This window comes from Streptomyces sp. NPDC002265, assembly GCF_040296125.1.
In the GTDB taxonomy this organism is placed as follows: Bacteria; Actinomycetota; Actinomycetes; order Streptomycetales; family Streptomycetaceae; genus Streptomyces.
The window spans coordinates 18,962-35,166 of the sequence record NZ_JBEOWS010000018.1 but is presented as its reverse complement, the minus strand read 5'-3'; the positions used below and the strand labels follow the sequence as shown (position 1 = coordinate 35,166).

The following is a 16,205-nucleotide window of genomic DNA, read 5'->3' as shown; positions in this document are numbered from 1 at the left end:
CGATCCTTGCCCCCGGGCACAGACGAGGAGCGAGCGCCATGACCATCGCCCCGGACGACGCGCAGCAGGGAAGCACCCACCGGTACCGGGCCATGCGCGACTTCGTTCAGTCCATGGACGACACCCTGCCCGGCAAGTTCGAGGTCACCAAAGAAGGAATCGTCCACGACATGATGGCGCCCGTCGGCCCCCACGAGCTGACCACCCTGCACCTGCGGAAACGTCTCGAAAGGGTGATGCCGGACGACAACGTGGCCCACACGGGTGAGCCCGATGTCGAGGACGAACCCGAGGGCATCATGCGACGCCCCGACGTGATGGTGATCGCGCTGACCGACATGGCGGTCCCGGGGAGCTTCGATCCACGTACGCTCATCGCCGCCATCGAGGTCGTCTCCCGCTCCAACCCGGACAACGACTGGGTCGGCAAGATGCGCGACTACCCGCTCATGGGCATCCCCGTCTACGCGGTCTTCGACCCGCGCACCGGCACCGGTGCCGTCCTGACCGACATCCACGCCACCCCGGACGGCCCCCGTTACGCGACCCGCAAGGACTTCGTCTACGGCGAGGACGTGACGATCGCCGACTGGACGATCTCCACGGCGAACCTGCCGCTCTACCCGGACGTCTGAACCCGGACACGGCGAAGGGGCCCGTACGGACGACACCGTACGGACCCCGTCCCGAATGACAGCCCGGTCAGATCACACCCTGCTCCAGCATCGCGTCGGCGACGCGCTCGAAGCCGGCGATGTTCGCGCCGCTGACGTAGTCGCCGGGAACGCCGTAGCGCTCGGCGGTCTCGTGGCAGACATCGTGGATGTTGTTCATGATGCCGGTCAGCTCGTCCTCGACCCGCTCCCGCGACCACGAGGTACGGGCGTGGTTCTGGCTCATCTCCAGCGCGCTGACCGCGACACCGCCGGCGTTGGCCGCCTTGCCCGGGCCGAAGGCGACGCCCGCCTGCTGGAAAAGGTGCACGGCCTCGGGGGTGGTGGGCATGTTGGCGCCCTCGGAGACGGCCTTGACGCCGTTGCCGATCAGAGTGGCCGCCGCAGCCGCGTCCAGCTCGTTCTGGGTGGCCGAGGGCAGCGCGACATCACCGGGCACGTCCCAGACACTGCCGTTCGCGACGAACCGCGCAGACGCGCCGCGCCGGGCCACGTAGTCGGAGACCCGGCCGCGCTCGACCTCCTTGACCTGCTTGAGCAGTTCGACGTCGATGCCCTTGTCGTCGACGACGTAACCGGTCGAGTCGGAGCAGGTCACCGGGTTGGCGCCGAGAGCGGTGAGCTTCTCGATGGTGTAGATCGCGACATTGCCGGATCCGGAGACGACCGCGGTGCGGCCCTCCAGGTCCTCGCCGCGCTCACGCAGCATGGCGGCGGCGAACAGGACGCTGCCGTAGCCGGTCGCCTCGGGCCGGATCAGCGAACCGCCCCAGTGCGTGCCCTTGCCGGTGAGGACACCGGCCTCCCAGCGGTTGGTGATGCGCCGGTACTGGCCGAACATGTAGCCGATCTCGCGGCCGCCCACGCCGATGTCGCCCGCCGGCACGTCCGTGTGCTCACCGATGTGCCGGTACAGCTCCGTCATGAACGACTGGCAGAACCGCATGACCTCGGCGTTCGACCTCCCGTGCGGGTCGAAGTCGCTGCCGCCCTTGCCGCCGCCGATGCCGAGACCGGTCAGGGCGTTCTTGAAGATCTGCTCGAAGCCGAGGAACTTCACGATGCCCAGGTTCACCGACGGGTGGAAGCGCAGACCGCCCTTGTACGGGCCGAGCGCGCTGTTGAACTCCACCCGGTAGCCCCGGTTGACGTGGACCTTGCCGTGGTCGTCCGTCCACGGAACACGGAAGATGATCTGCCGCTCGGGCTCCACCAGGCGCTCGACGAGAGCCGCGTCCGCGTACTCCGGGCGCTGCGAGAGGACCGGGGCCAGGGTCTCGAGCACCTCGTGTGCGGCCTGGTGGAACTCGGGCTGCGCCGGATTGCGGTGCTCGATGTCGGCGAGCAAGGACGCGATACGGCTCTTCGAGTCAGGACGGGTCACCTGGGGTCCCTTCAGACAGGGCCGCCGGAACATCCGGACCGGGGTCGGAACGACCGGTCGGTTCCGGCGGCATGGGGCGCAGAGCAGTCGGCCCCCGCCCGGGAGCGGGAGACCCGCCCTACAGTCTTCTCCCTGAATTACGGATGCGTTACGTGATTCTTTCGACACGTATCAAGATTCGTCGTACCTGCGGAGACTGCCGCGACACGGCAACGACGTTCGATATTCGTATACGAATGCGACCGCCTCGCGGGACGGACCGGGCATGCGAAGGGGCCCGTACGACCGAAGTCGTACGGGCCCCTTCTGGAGCTCAGCTCAGGCTGTAGCTACCGGGTCAGGCACAAAATCACTTCGTGATCTTGATGACCTGGCCGGCGCCGACCGTCCGGCCACCCTCACGGATGGCGAACTTCAGGCCCTCTTCCATGGCGATGGGCTGGATGAGCTGCACCGACATCTCGGTGTTGTCACCCGGCATGACCATCTCGGTGCCCTCGGGGAGGGTCACAACGCCCGTCACGTCCGTCGTACGGAAGTAGAACTGCGGACGGTAGTTGTTGAAGAACGGCGTGTGGCGGCCACCCTCGTCCTTGGACAGGATGTAGGCCTGCGCCTCGAACTCGGTGTGCGGGGTGACCGAGCCCGGCTTGATGATGACCTGGCCGCGCTCGACGTCCTCGCGCTTGATGCCACGGAGGAGCAGACCGACGTTCTCACCGGCCTGGCCCTCGTCGAGCAGCTTGCGGAACATCTCGATACCGGTGACCGTGGTGGTGGTCTTCTCGGTCTTGATGCCGATGATGTCGACGGTCTCGTTGACCTTCAGGACACCACGCTCGATACGGCCGGTGACGACCGTACCGCGACCGGTGATCGTGAAGACGTCCTCGATGGGCATGAGGAACGGCTTGTCGACGTCACGCTCGGGCTCCGGGATGGAGGCGTCGACGGCGTCCATGAGGTCCAGAACGGTCTGGCCCCACTCGGCGTCGCCCTCGAGGGCCTTGAGCGCCGAGACCTTGACGACGGGAAGCTCGTCGCCCGGGAACTCGTACTCGGAGAGGAGCTCACGGACCTCGAGCTCGACGAGCTCCAGGATCTCCTCGTCGTCCACCATGTCGGCCTTGTTCAGGGCGACGACGATGTACGGAACGCCGACCTGGCGGGCCAGGAGCACGTGCTCCTTGGTCTGCGGCATCGGGCCGTCGGTGGCGGCGACCACGAGGATGGCGCCGTCCATCTGGGCAGCACCGGTGATCATGTTCTTGATGTAGTCCGCGTGACCCGGGCAGTCGACGTGGGCGTAGTGACGCGCCTCAGTCTGGTACTCGACGTGCGCGATGGAGATGGTGATACCGCGCTGGCGCTCTTCGGGAGCCTTGTCGATCTGGTCGAAGGCCGAGGCCTCGTTCAGGTCCGGGTACTTGTCGTGCAGCACCTTGGTAATGGCGGCCGTGAGGGTCGTCTTACCGTGGTCGATGTGACCGATGGTGCCGATGTTGACGTGCGGCTTAGTCCGCTCGAACTTCGCCTTCGCCACTGGGATCCTCCTACGGAGTGGTTCTGTACGCCTTACTCATCGGCGCCAGGTGATCTTTGCTGGTAAGCCCGGGCCCCGGGGCATCCCTCCGCGAATGCGGAGGAATGACCCGTGAGGCTCAGGAGTCAAGCCTAAAGCGTGTGAACGGAGTGCGTTACTCGCCCTTGGCCTTCGCGATGATCTCCTCGGCGACGTTCCGCGGAACCTCGGCGTAGGAGTCGAACTGCATCGAGTAGCTTGCGCGACCCGAGGTCTTGCTACGGAGGTCGCCGACGTAGCCGAACATCTCCGACAGGGGCACGAGGCCCTTCACGACACGGGCACCGGCCCGCTCCTCCATGGCCTGGATCTGGCCACGGCGGGAGTTGATGTCGCCGATGACCTCACCCATGTAGTCCTCGGGCGTGGTGACCTCGACGGCCATCATCGGCTCAAGGAGCACGGGGGACGCCTTGCGCGCGGCCTCCTTGAAGGCCTGCGAACCGGCGATCTTGAAGGCGAGCTCGGAGGAGTCGACCTCGTGGTAGCCACCGTCGATGAGGATGACGCGGACGCCAGTCATCTCGTAGCCGGCCAGGATGCCGAACTGCATGGCCTCCTGCGCACCGGCGTCGACCGAAGGGATGTACTCCTTCGGGATGCGACCACCGGTCACCTTGTTCACGAACTCGTACGAGGCGTCGCCGCCCTCGATGGGCTCGATCGCGATCTGCACCTTGGCGAACTGACCGGTACCACCGGTCTGCTTCTTGTGGGTGTAGTCCAGTCGCTCGACGGCCTTGCGGATCGTCTCGCGGTACGCGACCTGCGGCTTGCCGACGTTGGCCTCGACCTTGAACTCACGGCGCATACGGTCGACCAGCACCTCGAGGTGCAGCTCGCCCATACCACCGATGATGGTCTGGCCGGTCTCCTCGTCCGAGTGAACCTGGAAGGAGGGGTCCTCCTCCGCGAGACGCTGGATGGCGACACCCAGCTTCTCCTGGTCACCCTTGGACTTGGGCTCGATGGCGACCTGGATGACCGGCGCCGGGAAGTCCATGGACTCCAGGATGACCGGGTTCTTGTCGTCGCTCAGCGTCTCACCGGTGGTGGTCTGCTTCAGGCCCATGACGGCGACGATGTCGCCGGCGCCCACCGACTCGATCTCCTCACGCTTGTTCGCGTGCATGCGGTAGATCTTGCCGATGCGCTCCTTCTTGCCCTTGACCGAGTTCAGCACCGCGGTGCCGGACTCCAGGCGACCGGAGTAGATCCGGACGAAGGTGAGCTTGCCCAGGTGCGGGTCGCTCATGATCTTGAACGCCAGCGCGGACAGCGGCTCGTCGTCGGACGGCTTGCGCTTGACGACCTCCTCCGGGTTGTTGACGGCGTGGCCCTCGATGGCCTCGACGTCAAGCGGGGTGGGGAGGTAGCGCACGACCGCGTCGAGCAGGGGCTGGACGCCCTTGTTCTTGAACGCGGTGCCACAGAACACCGGGGTGACCGTGACGTCGTCGGACTTGCCGGACGCGATGGTGACGCGACGGATCGCGGCGTACAGCTGCTCCTCGGTGGGCTCCTGGCCCTCCAGGAACAGCTCCATGATCTCGTCGTCGTGCTCGGCGACGGTCTCGACCAGCTTGCCGCGGTACTCCTCGGCAGCCTCGACGTGCGTGGCCGGGATGTCGACGACGTCGTACATCTCGCCCTTCGCCGCCTCGGCGGACCACACGAGCGCCTTCATGCGGACCAGGTCCACAACGCCCTTGAAGTCCATCTCGGCACCGATCGGCAGCTGCATGACGATCGGAACGGCACCGAGCCGGCTCTCGATCATGTCGACACAGCGGTGGAACTCGGCGCCGGTGCGGTCCAGCTTGTTCACGAAGCAGATGCGCGGCACGCCGTAACGGTCGGCCTGACGCCACACCGTCTCGGACTGCGGCTCGACACCCGCGACACCGTCGAACACCGTGACGGCACCGTCGAGGACGCGGAGCGAACGCTCCACCTCGACCGTGAAGTCGACGTGCCCGGGGGTGTCGATGATGTTGATCGTGTGGTCGACGCCCTCGAGCGGCCAGTGACAGGTGGTGGCAGCAGAGGTGATCGTGATGCCACGCTCCTGCTCCTGCTCCATCCAGTCCATGGTGGCAGCGCCGTCGTGGACCTCACCGATCTTGTAGCTGACGCCGGTGTAGAAGAGGATCCGCTCGGTGGTGGTCGTCTTGCCCGCGTCGATGTGGGCCATGATCCCGATGTTGCGGACCTTGGCCAGGTCAAGTGAAGTGGTAGCCATAAGGCTTCAGTCTTCTCTCGGTCTCGATGGGGTCTGCGACTACCAGCGGTAGTGCGCGAAGGCCTTGTTGGACTCGGCCATCTTGTGGGTGTCCTCGCGCTTCTTCACGGCCGCACCGAGGCCGTTCGAGGCGTCGAGAAGCTCGTTGAGGAGGCGCTCGGTCATGGTCTTCTCGCGACGGGCGCGCGAGTAACCGACGAGCCAGCGCAGCGCGAGGGTGTTGGCGCGACCGGGCTTGACCTCGATCGGGACCTGGTAGGTCGCACCACCGACACGGCGGGACTTGACCTCGAGGGTCGGCTTGATGTTCTCAAGCGCGCGCTTCAGCGTGATGATCGGGTCGTTGCCCGTCTTCTCACGCAGACCCTCCATGGCGCCGTAGACGATGCGCTCGGCGGTGGAGCGCTTGCCGTTCAGCAGCACCTTGTTGATCAGCGACGTGACAAGAGGAGAACCGTAGACCGGGTCGATGATGACCGGGCGCTTCGGGGCGGGGCCCTTACGAGGCATTCTTACTTCTCCTTCTTGGCGCCGTAGCGGCTGCGGGCCTGCTTGCGGTTCTTGACACCCTGGGTGTCGAGGGAGCCGCGGATGATCTTGTAGCGAACACCAGGCAGGTCCTTCACACGGCCGCCGCGCACGAGCACGATGGAGTGCTCCTGCAGGTTGTGTCCCTCACCCGGAATGTAAGCGGTGACCTCGATGCCGCTGGTCAGACGCACACGCGCGACCTTACGCAGGGCCGAGTTCGGCTTCTTCGGGGTGGTCGTGAACACACGCGTGCAGACGCCACGACGCTGGGGCGAACCCTCGAGTGCGGGCGTCTTGTTCTTCTCGACCTTGTCCTGCCGGCCCTTACGGACCAGCTGCTGGATCGTAGGCACTACTTCTCCGGTTTCTGTGTGCCGAATGGTGAAGCTAACCTGGAACATTCGCCGACCCACGCGGTCGGGTGTGTCGAATCCGGCAGATCTTCGCCGCGAGGCGAAAAGGGCGCAGATCGCGGTGTCCGTTGACAGGCCCCGCGTACGGTTTCAAGGCACGCACGAGGGCCAGGGCACACCCCAGGCACAAGGTCTGAGCGTACCTACCTCATTCGCTGTGGTCAAAACAAATGGGCAGGACCGGTGGGCCCACACGATTCAAGCCGAAGCCGCGACCCCGTCCACGATCTTCGAATCAGCGGTTCCCGGCATGAAACCGTCCGCGCGCGACAGACCCGCGCCGACCGCCGCACCGACCCACGATACGGACCGGCGCAGTCCGCCGCGACCGGAGCGGCCGGAAGCCCCATCCGGAAATGGCTGATTCGCGCCCTTTCACGCTCCGCGATCTTGCGCTTTCAGTACGTTGATCCGTCGTTGCGGGAAATCGGGGGCTGAGCATGACAATGTGGACACCTGCGTATTCGCCGGACGACGGCGGGCTGGACGACCGGGTGCCGTTCCTGGCCCGGCTGGAGAGCGAGGACCGCTCGGGGCTGCTGGCCCTGGGCCGCTCGCTGGACTTCACGCCCCGCATGGTCCTGGTCCGCCAGCACGAGCCCTCCTCGCACGTCCTCTTCCTGGTCCACGGCTGGACCAAGGTCACCGCCTCGGCCGCCAACGGCTACGAGGCCCTGCTGGCACTGCGCGGCCCCGGCGACATCGTCGGCGAGTCGGCCGCGCTGACCGGGCGCTCACGATCGGCGACGGTCACCGCGCTGGAGCCCGTACGGGCGGTGGCGGTCGAACGCGACCGCTTCAAGGACTTCCTCGGCCGCTCCCCCGCCGTCTCCTTCGCCCTCCTCGGCCTCACCGCGGACCGCACCCGCGCGGCGGACCGGCGCCGGCTGGAGTTCGCCTCGATGAGCGTGCGGGAACGCTTCGCCGTCCTGCTGCTGGACCTGGCCCGCACCCACGGCCGCCGCACCCCCGAGGGCGTCGAACTGGCCGTGCCGCTCAGCAAGCAGGAGCTGGCCGGCTCGGTGGGGGCGTCCCGGGAGATGGTGCAGCGCCTGCTGCGGGAGCTGCGGGACAAGGGGGCCGTGGCCACGGGCCGCCGCACCATGCTGATCATGCGGCCGGACATCCTGCGGCGCATCGCGGCGACGGGCCCGGCGGCGGGCATCCCGACACCACCGGGGCCTTCGGAGGAATGAACGGGGCTCGCCCCCCTAGCGGCGGCCTGGCCGGGCGCGCCCGAGGCGGCTGAACGGGCGAGCCCGAGTCCGCCGAGCAGGCGCGCCCGAGGCGGCCGAACAGACGAGCCTGAGCGCGGGCGGGGACGCATCGTCGGCACGGCGCCTGCGCGGTCGCGCATCGGCACATGCAGCAGTCCGCGCAGGCACACCTCCGGACGACCGCGCAGGCGGACCCGGGTTGCCCCGCGGGCGAGCCAGGGCTGCCACGCAGGCACACCCGGGCGCCGCGCAGGCAAGACCCTGGCGACCGCGGAGGCGGACCCGGTTGCCGCGCAGCCGAGCCAGGGCTGCCGCGCAGGCAGACCCGGGCAAGGCGGACCCGGTTGCCGCGCAGGCGGGCAGGCCGCCGACGGGCAGGCGAGCCCAGCCAGGGCTGCCACGCAGCAGACCCGGGCGCCGCAGGCAAGACCCTGGCGACCGCGGAGGCGGACCCGGTTGCCGCGCAGGCGGGCAGGCCGACGCGCAGCCGAGCCAGGGCTGCCGCGCAGGCAGACCCGGGGCGCCGAGCGAGCGGATCTGGGGCGCCGCGCAGGCGGACCCGGGGCGCCGCGCAAGTGAGCCAGGGCTGCCGCGCAGGCACACCCGGGCGCCGCGCGGGCAGACCCGGGGCACCACACAGGCGGGCAGGCCGGTGGGCAGGCGGACGTGTCCGGCCGGTGGTGCCCCATCTGCCTCGGACGTCCTTCTGTGCACACGGTCACACTCCGAATGGGTCATCCGCCCTCACCGCCCGAGCCCCGTCGCCACCACGCTGCTGCTCTGCACGGCACACCCCCCGAGAGGCGACCATGACCGACCCTGTGAACCGCACGATCCTGCTGCTGGACATCGAGAGGTTCAGCCATCGGGACGACGTGGAGCAGGCCTATCTGCGGCGCATGCTCTACGACATCGCCGACCGCACGCTGGAGAGCGCGGGCATCGACGAGACCCGTCGGCTGCGGGCCGACCGCGGGGACTCGGTGATGGAGCTGATCGACGCGGGCGCCCCGGTCACGCGACTGCTGCGGGCCCTGCTCACGGAGGTCCCGGCACAGCTGCGGACGGTCAACCGCATGGCGTCCAGCTCCGCGCAGATCCGGCTGCGCGGTGTCCTCGCCACCGGCTGGGTCGCCGTCGACCGGCACGCCGGCTGGGTCGGCAGCGACCTCAACCACGCCTGCCGGCTGCTGGACGCGGACGTACTGCGGGCCGCGCTGAGCGAGCGCACCGGCGACTTCGCCCTGTGCGTCTCGGACGCCCTGCACTCCGGTGTCGTACGCCATGACCACCCCGGCATCCCGGCCGCCGACTTCCATCCGGTGACGGTGGCGAGCAAGAACGGCCCGCTGAAGGCGTGGCTGCACGGACCGGTGCCCGCGGGGGCGACCGGCCAGGACCACGGTGGTACGGGGGCGGGGGAGGCGCCGGGCGGATCGGGGGACCGCCCGGCGCCGCACGTCACCGCACAGGACCCGCCCGAGGAGCGCGTCCCTCCACAGAGCCCGACCGAGGAGCGCGTCCCCGCCCAGGCCACCCCACAGGATCGGGTCCCCTCCCAGGGCACCCCCGAGGAACGGGTCCCCGCGCAGGGCACCCGCAAGGAGCGCCCGGCGCCGGACGGAACACGGGGAGCCCCGGCGCCGGGCGCCGTCTTCAACTTCAACGGCGGCTCGCCCTCCTTCGGCGGCAGCCTGGTCGCTGGTGACCAGCACGGCGTCAGCGGCGGCCAGGTCACCGGCGACGTACACCTCGGCACCCACGAGCGCGGTCACGAACTCGGTCACGAGCGGGGAGAAGACGCATGAACGGCCGGCCCGAACCGGACAGCCCCAGACCCACGGCGGCCCCCGCCGGCGGCGCTGCCGCCGCTCCGGAACCGAAGCCCGCCGAGCCGGCCGCCGACGAGGCCCAGCCGGCCGCCCCGGCAACCGCCGCGCCCGCCGCCGAGGAGCGCGAACAGCCGCAGAACGCCTGGTCGGCCCGGCGCGACCTGATCGACCACAGCCCCCGGACCATGAACTTCAACGGCGGCTCGCCGTCGTTCGGCGGCAGCCTGGTCGGTGGGAACCAGCACGGCGTCAGCGGCGGCCGGGTCACCGGCGACGTCATCATGGGCACCAAGACGGAGATCCACTACGCGATAGCCGGGTACTCCGCGCCCGCCTCCGCCTCCGGCGAGATCCCGCAGGCCATGCTCGACCGCCTGGCCGCCACCTTCGCCGCCGACGAGGAGGTCATGGCCGACCTCCTCGAACGCCTGCGCCGCGACCGGGTGCTCGTCCTGTCCGGCGCCCGCTTCACCGGCCGCCGCACGGCCGCCCTGATGCTGCTGCGCCGGCTCGCCGCCGCCCCCGTCCGCGCCCTGGTGAGCGACACCGGACCGGGCTCCCTCGCCGAGCAGTTCGCCGCCGAGGACCAGGCCCAGGGCTATGTCCTGTGCGACCTCGCCACCCGCCGCGACCGCCCGCTGCGCGAACCGCACCTGCTCGCCGCGAAGGACCGGCTCGCCGAGCGGAACGCCTATCTGGTCGTCACCGTCGGCCCCACCGCCGTCCTGGAGGACGTGCCCGCCGTGGAGTGGCGGCCGCCCGTCGCGGCCGATGTGCTCCGCGCGCACCTGGACGCAGGGCCCGACCCGCAGGCCACCGCCAAGCTCCTCGACCTGCCGGCCGTGACGGAGTTCCTGGAGCGCGGCCACCAGCTGCGCGAGGTGGCCGCCTTCGCCCAGTTGCTGGCCGGCCACGTGGCCGGGCGGGTCACCGAGGACGATGTCGCCCAGTTCTCGCTGCTCTCCCTGGAGCACCAGGTCCAGGAGTGGTTCGAGGAGGACGAGAGCGCGATCCATCTGCGCGACAAGGCGTTCCTGGTCGCGCTGGCCGCCTTCGACGGCGGCCCGTACGCCCTCACCGCCGAACTGAGCGATCTGCTGTACCGGTTCCTCCAGGAGACCGAGAACCCCGCCCGGGTCCCCGAGGTCCCCGTCTTCGGCACCCATATCGGCAAACGTCTGCGGCTGGCCCGCGCGGAGCGGTTCGAGGACGACGAGCACACCGAATGGGGGCTGGTCCTCCAGCAGAAGGCCAGGTTCCGTGACGAACGGGCCTCGCTGGTGCTGCTGCGCGAGCTGTGGACCGGCCACCCGTCGGCCCGGCCCGCCCTCATCAAATGGCTGCGCCAGCTCGCCGACGACGGCCGCCCGCTGGTGCGCACCCGCGCCGCCTCCACCGTCGCGATCCTGGCCCGTACCGACCTGCCCTCGGCGATGGCGCTGGTCATCGAGCCGTGGGCGACCTCGCAGCGGTTCCGCCAACGGCTGGTCGCGGTCAACTCGCTGACCTTCGCCCACCTCATCGGCACGCCCAACATCCCGCGCATCCTCGACGCCTGGTGCGAGGGCGACGACGCCCGGCTGCGCTGGGTGGCCGTGCGCTCGTACGGACTGATCGGCCCGGAGCGCCCCGCGGAGGCCATGGCCGCCCTGCGCGGCGCGGTACGGCGGCTCTACGACGACGGCCCCGACGACCTCGACGAGGCGATGGCCGGCGAACTCGCCGAAGCCGTCGAGCTGTTGCTGCTCTCCCCCGCCAGCGACCAGGTGCTCGCGGAGCTGCGCGAGCACCTCGACCGCGACCGCGCCGTGCACGACCTCGCACTCGCCGGCTTCGTCAACGCCTGCCGCCGTACGGAGGACGACGAACGGTACGGCACTCCGCTGGTCCTGGCCTGGTACGCCCGCGCGGTGCCCGAGGGCAACACCGCGGCCCGCGGCATCCCCCACCTCTGGCGCGCCGCGCTGGCCGACCCGCGCGCCACCCGGCACGCGCTCGACGTCCTGCGCGACTGGGTCCTGATCGCCGACCGCGCCACGGCCACCGAATGGGCGCTGGCCGCCCTGCTCCCGACGCTCGTCACCACGCCCGCCGAACACCAGCGGCTGAGCCATCTGCTGCGCACCATGCCCGGCGAGGACGGCAACCCCCCGCCCCCGGTGGCGGCCCGCCTGCTCACCACGCTTCCGACCCGCTGACCCACGTCAGAACGCCCCGCGCCCGCCGGGTGGTACGTCCGAGGAGACACGCCCCATGCCCACCTTCCGCCAGCCCGATTGGCAGCAGCAGGCCGACCGGCACACCGAGATCGTCGACCCGGTCCTCACCGTGCGGCAGCTGTCGCGCTTCGACTTCAACCTCAAGTCGTACGTCCGTATCGACCACGCCCTGGTCTTCTCGACCGCCAAGGGCGGCTACGAGCCCTATCTGCCGCCGCGGCGGCCGACCCGCGCCGAGGTCCTCGCGAACCACTACACGGCCGTGTACGAGGTGGACATGGGCGTGCACCCGCACACCTGCAACCTCGAACTGCCCAGCGACAACGACGCGTTCGAGTTCACCGCCGCGGTCGACATCTCCTGGCAGGTCATCGACCCGGCCCGGTTCGTGGCCAGCGGCCACCGGGACGTACCCGGTCTGGTGCTGAGCGAACTCCAGCAGGCGGCCCGCCCGGTGACGCGCCGGTTCCCCATCGCCGAGAGCGCGGCCGCCGAGGCGGAACTGCTGGAGCGGATGAACCTGCTGGGCCCGCTCGGAGCCCCGGCCGGACTCCAGGTCACCTGGACCCTGCGGCTGCGGCGCGACGAGGACGACATCGAACACCAGCGGCGCATGCGGGCCATCGACCAGTCCGCCAGCGAGCAGATCCTGGCGGCGCAGCGGGGCATGGACATCGACGTCGAGGTCGACCGCCGGGGCCGCCAGAGCGACGCGCTCCAGATCGAGCGGGCCATGCAGTACGGCGCCCATCAGCAGGAACTGATCCTCCAGCAGCAGCGCATGCAGCACGCGCAGGCGCTGCTCGCGGGTGAGCAGCAGATGCAGCTCCAGCAACTGGAGGCGGAGAAGGCCAGGTTCTACGCGTGGCACCTCCAGCAGGGCGGTGTCCACGCCTGGGCGCTGCACCTGGCCCAGCACCCGGAGGACTCGGCCACCGTCATGAACAGCATGCGGGAGGACCAGCTCCGCATGATCCAGTCCCAGATGGAACTGGTGAAGCAGCTGCTCGGCGGCGACGGCGCGGAGAACTGGGAGCTGGAGGGCCCGAAGCAGCTGGCCCTGCGCACGGTCAACGACATCCTCACCCAGCGTCTGCCGGGCGTACCGCAGAATCCGCCGCAGCTGCCGGGGGGTGCTCCCGTGTATCCGGGGTCGGCGATCCCGCAGGGCGGCGCGCCGGATCCGGGCGCGGCGGGAGTACCCGGCCTGCCGGGTGACGGCGGCCCCGGGTGGCCGAGCGCTCAGCACCCCGGCGGGTACGCGGCGCCGACGGGCCCGTACGGCGCCCCGGGAACACCGGGAGCGCCGGGAGCACCGGCAGCCCCCGCTCCAGGGCCCTACGGAGTCCCCGGAACGCCTGGTCCCGGCCCTTACGGTTCCGGTCCCTACGGTTCCGGTCCCTACGGCGCCCCGGGAGCACCCGGCTCTCCTTCGTACGGTGCCCCCGGGACGCCCGGCACTCCGCCATACGTCGTTCCCGGGACGCCCGGTACTCCCCCGCATGCCGTTCCCGGGGCGCCCGGCTCTCCTTCGTACGGAGTTCCCGGGGCGCCCGTTTCGCCGTCGCAGGGAGTTCCCGGCGGGCCTGCGGCTCCGGCCGGTGCTCCGGCCACGCCCGCCGCTCCGGCCATGCCGGCCGCGCCGCCCGCGCCCGCCGCGCCGCCCGGCGGCGCGCAGCGTCCCCCGTTCCCGCCTGCGACGGGCGGGCCGGACGCCCTGCCGCCCGCCTCGCCGCCGCCCCCGGGGTACGCCCCCGCGGCAGCGGCCGGCGCACCGGACCCGTACCCCGGCGCCCCGGCCCCCGGCCCCACGGCACCCGCCGGGCCGCCGGAGGCTCCTGCCTGGCAGCCCCCGCCCGGCTACGGCAGGACCCCGACGCTGCCGGCCCAGACGGTGCCGGAGGTCCCGGCGGCCGCCCACCAGGACGGCAACGACAGCGAGCCGGGGGACAAGAACCCTGCCGACCGGGTGGAGGGCAGCGGCGGATGACCACGCTCGACCCCGCACCCGCTCCCGCCCCGGCGCCGGTCGTCCGCACGGACGGCGACCCGGACGGTGGCGACCTCGTCCCCCTCTGCGAGCGGCTGCTCACGGAGCTGCGCGCCGAGGTGGCCCGCGCGGACGGCAAGGCGTCCGTGCTGGTCGGCGCCCTCGGTATGACCGCGGGTGTCTCCAGCGGGCTACTCGCCGGACGGAAGTGGTCCCCGGCCGCGCTCTCCACCCCGGGCACGGTGCTGTGGTGGGCCGGGACCGGAGCCCTGGGGCTCTCCCTGCTGGCCCTGATGCTGGCGGTGCTGCCCCGCTACCGCGCCGGGACCTGGACGCCGGGCCGCCCGCTGTCCTACTTCGGCGACATCCAGGAAGCCGTCCGGCTCGGCCGCTTGGAGACCGCGCTCGACGACACCCGACGCGACCCCACGACCGGGCTGACCAGCACTCTCGCCAGCCTGAGCCATATCGCCGCCCGCAAACACCAGTGGATCCGCACCGGTCTGGTCGCCTTCTGCGCCGGTACGGCCCTGCTGCCCTCCTCGCTGCTGATCGGCTGATCCGGCCGCACAGCAGCCGTCCCCGTCTCCGAGGCCGTCGGGCCTCTGAGTCTCCGCAGGAAGCACACGGAAGTACAAGGAAGCACGATGACCCAGCCATCACCGGAGTCCCCGGAGCCCCCGGAGTACCCCACGCAGACAGCCCGACCGTCGGTACCCCCGCAGAACCCGCAGCAGCAACAGCCGCCCGCCCACCCGGGCCAGCAGCCGCCCGCGTATCCGGGCCTGTCGCAGCCGCCCGCGTATCCGCAGCAACAGCAGCCGCCGGCGTACCCCCAGCAGCAACAGCCCTCGTATCCGCAGCAGCAGCCTCCGGCGTATCCGCAGCCGGGGCCCTCGTACCCGCAGCAGCAACAGCCGCCCGCGTACCCGGGCCAGCAGCCGCCCGCCTATCCGGGCCTGTCGCAGCCGCCCACGTACCCGCAGGCGGCACCCGCCTACCCGGGGACCTCCGCCCCGATACCGCCCCAGTACACCCAGGCCCCTACCCAGGCCCCTCCCTCGGCTCCCGGCGCGGCAGCGGCCGCCGCCGACCCCGCCCATCCGCACCACATCAACACCGACGCCCGCCGGGTGATGATCTCCGCCCAACAGCGCCGCACCGACGCCACCGCGGTCGGCAACCTGCTGCTCTACCTGCCGAACTTCCTGTGCAGCCTGTGTGTCGTCGGTCTGGTCTCCGCGATCTTCGGCGATCTGGCGTTCGTGGTGATCCTGCTCTGGATCGCCAGTGGCGCACTCGTGTTCCACCGCCCGACGGAGAGCGCCCTCGCACGCCGTCTGCTTCATCTGCGCTACCCCACTCCACAAGAACGAGCCAAAATCGAACCCGTCTGGCGGGAGGTCACGGCCCGCGCCGGTGTCGAGGGGCGCAACTACGAGCTGTGGGTCGAGGACAGCGACGGCCTCAACGCGGTCGCCGCGGCCGGCCACATCGTCGGCGTCACCCGCTTCGCCATGAACGAGCTCCCCAACGGCGAACTCGCCGCCGTCATGGCCCACGAGCTGGGCCACCACGTCGGCGGCCACGCCTGGTCCGGCCTGCTCGGCTACTGGTACGCGCTGCCGGGCCGGCTCGCCTGGCGCTTCCTGAAGGCGTTCTCCACCTTCGTCTTCCGGGTGTCGAAGGCCTTCGGCTGCTTCGGCGTCGCCTTCGTGGTGCTGTTCATCGGCGGTATCGCGATGGCCACGATCAGCACGCTCTACGGGCTGCCGCTGCTGATCCTGGGCGTGCCGTACGCACTCGCCGCCGTCGGCCGCCGCGCCGAGCTGCGCGCCGACGAGCACGCCGCCGCGCTCGGCTTCGCCCCGATGCTGGCCGCCGTACTGGGCAAGCTGCACCAGCAGGAGCAGCAGGCCGAGGCCCAGGCCACCGCCCAGAACGGCGGTGTCCCCGTCGAGGAGAGCGCGCTGAGCAAACTGCTCTCATCCCACCCGGACTACCACACCCGGCTGCACCACCTCCAGCCGTACCTCCAGCCGCAGCAGCCGCGCTGAGAGCCGCACCGGACCCCGGTGCGGAAACGCCGAAGGGCGGCCACCCCGTGGGGTGACCGCCCTT

General features: G+C 70.6%; 12 protein-coding genes. 7 read left to right on the top strand and 5 right to left on the bottom strand.

Annotated elements, in window-relative coordinates; genetic code table 11:
- Positions 1-38 precede the first annotated feature (38 nt).
- Positions 39-635: a Uma2 family endonuclease gene (locus ABT085_RS05520; protein ID WP_351602463.1), complete on the top strand. Its 597-nt coding sequence runs from the start codon at positions 39-41 to the stop codon at positions 633-635.
- A 67-nt stretch (positions 636-702) separates the two neighbouring features.
- Here ABT085_RS05520 and gdhA read toward each other — a convergent pair whose 3' ends face one another.
- From gdhA to rpsL, 5 genes are all read right to left on the bottom strand, one after another.
- The gene (gene gdhA, locus ABT085_RS05515; RefSeq protein ID WP_502982643.1) at positions 703-2,058 is read right to left on the bottom strand and encodes an NADP-specific glutamate dehydrogenase; all 1,356 of its coding nucleotides are present in this window, start codon (positions 2,056-2,058) and stop codon (positions 703-705) included.
- 349 nt (positions 2,059-2,407) lie between these two features.
- Positions 2,408-3,601, bottom strand: coding sequence for an elongation factor Tu (tuf, locus tag ABT085_RS05510; protein WP_162468597.1), 1,194 nt, complete (start codon positions 3,599-3,601; stop codon positions 2,408-2,410).
- A gap of 154 nt (positions 3,602-3,755) precedes the next feature.
- Positions 3,756-5,882, bottom strand: coding sequence for an elongation factor G (fusA, locus tag ABT085_RS05505; RefSeq protein WP_351602459.1), 2,127 nt, complete (start codon positions 5,880-5,882; stop codon positions 3,756-3,758).
- Between the two features lie 39 nt (positions 5,883-5,921).
- The gene (rpsG, locus tag ABT085_RS05500; protein ID WP_003992340.1) at positions 5,922-6,392 is read right to left on the bottom strand and encodes a 30S ribosomal protein S7; all 471 of its coding nucleotides are present in this window, start codon (positions 6,390-6,392) and stop codon (positions 5,922-5,924) included.
- Positions 6,393-6,394: 2 nt separating this feature from the next.
- Entirely contained in the window at positions 6,395-6,766 is a 372-nt protein-coding gene (rpsL, locus tag ABT085_RS05495; RefSeq protein ID WP_003948652.1) for a 30S ribosomal protein S12, read from the bottom strand.
- 506 nt (positions 6,767-7,272) lie between these two features.
- On the opposite strand from rpsL, the gene ABT085_RS05490 reads away from it, so the two are divergent.
- The 6 genes from ABT085_RS05490 (at position 7,273) to ABT085_RS05465 (ending at position 16,141) form a co-directional block, all read left to right on the top strand.
- Positions 7,273-8,022: a Crp/Fnr family transcriptional regulator gene (locus tag ABT085_RS05490; protein ID WP_351602496.1), complete on the top strand. Its 750-nt coding sequence runs from the start codon at positions 7,273-7,275 to the stop codon at positions 8,020-8,022.
- Positions 8,023-8,852: 830 nt separating this feature from the next.
- A complete protein-coding gene (locus ABT085_RS05485) occupies positions 8,853-9,851 on the top strand; it encodes a hypothetical protein (RefSeq protein WP_351602457.1) in 999 nt (332 codons plus the stop codon).
- A complete protein-coding gene (locus ABT085_RS05480) occupies positions 9,848-12,073 on the top strand; it encodes a hypothetical protein (protein WP_351602455.1) in 2,226 nt (741 codons plus the stop codon). Before ABT085_RS05485 ends, ABT085_RS05480 begins: the two co-directional genes overlap by 4 nt.
- A gap of 55 nt (positions 12,074-12,128) precedes the next feature.
- On the top strand, positions 12,129-14,084 hold the full coding sequence (locus ABT085_RS05475; protein WP_351602453.1) for a hypothetical protein: 1,956 nt from the start codon (positions 12,129-12,131) through the stop codon (positions 14,082-14,084).
- Complete coding sequence (locus ABT085_RS05470; RefSeq protein ID WP_351602451.1) at positions 14,081-14,644, top strand: Pycsar system effector family protein; 564 nt, start codon at positions 14,081-14,083, stop codon at positions 14,642-14,644. The genes ABT085_RS05475 and ABT085_RS05470 overlap by 4 nt, the downstream gene beginning before the upstream one ends.
- Positions 14,645-14,731: 87 nt before the next feature.
- Positions 14,732-16,141 carry a M48 family metalloprotease gene (locus tag ABT085_RS05465; RefSeq protein WP_351602449.1) on the top strand — a complete coding sequence of 470 codons (1,410 nt, stop codon included), beginning with the start codon at positions 14,732-14,734 and terminating at the stop codon, positions 16,139-16,141.
- The last annotated feature ends 64 nt before the right edge of the window (positions 16,142-16,205 follow it).

What these genes read in the sequence shown, in the direction of transcription:
- ABT085_RS05485 (WP_351602457.1), top strand. Translation starts at nt 8,853, where the DNA reads ATGACCGACCCTGTGAACCGCACGATCCTGCTGCTGGACATCGAGAGG.
- ABT085_RS05490 (WP_351602496.1), top strand. Translation starts at nt 7,273, where the DNA reads ATGTGGACACCTGCGTATTCGCCGGACGACGGCGGGCTGGACGACCGG.
- ABT085_RS05520 (WP_351602463.1), top strand. Translation starts at nt 39, where the DNA reads ATGACCATCGCCCCGGACGACGCGCAGCAGGGAAGCACCCACCGGTAC.
- ABT085_RS05470 (WP_351602451.1), top strand. Translation starts at nt 14,081, where the DNA reads ATGACCACGCTCGACCCCGCACCCGCTCCCGCCCCGGCGCCGGTCGTC.
- fusA (WP_351602459.1), bottom strand. Translation starts at nt 5,882, where the DNA reads ATGGCTACCACTTCACTTGACCTGGCCAAGGTCCGCAACATCGGGATC.
- rpsG (WP_003992340.1), bottom strand. Translation starts at nt 6,392, where the DNA reads ATGCCTCGTAAGGGCCCCGCCCCGAAGCGCCCGGTCATCATCGACCCG.
- ABT085_RS05465 (WP_351602449.1), top strand. Translation starts at nt 14,732, where the DNA reads ATGACCCAGCCATCACCGGAGTCCCCGGAGCCCCCGGAGTACCCCACG.
- ABT085_RS05475 (WP_351602453.1), top strand. Translation starts at nt 12,129, where the DNA reads ATGCCCACCTTCCGCCAGCCCGATTGGCAGCAGCAGGCCGACCGGCAC.
- ABT085_RS05480 (WP_351602455.1), top strand. Translation starts at nt 9,848, where the DNA reads ATGAACGGCCGGCCCGAACCGGACAGCCCCAGACCCACGGCGGCCCCC.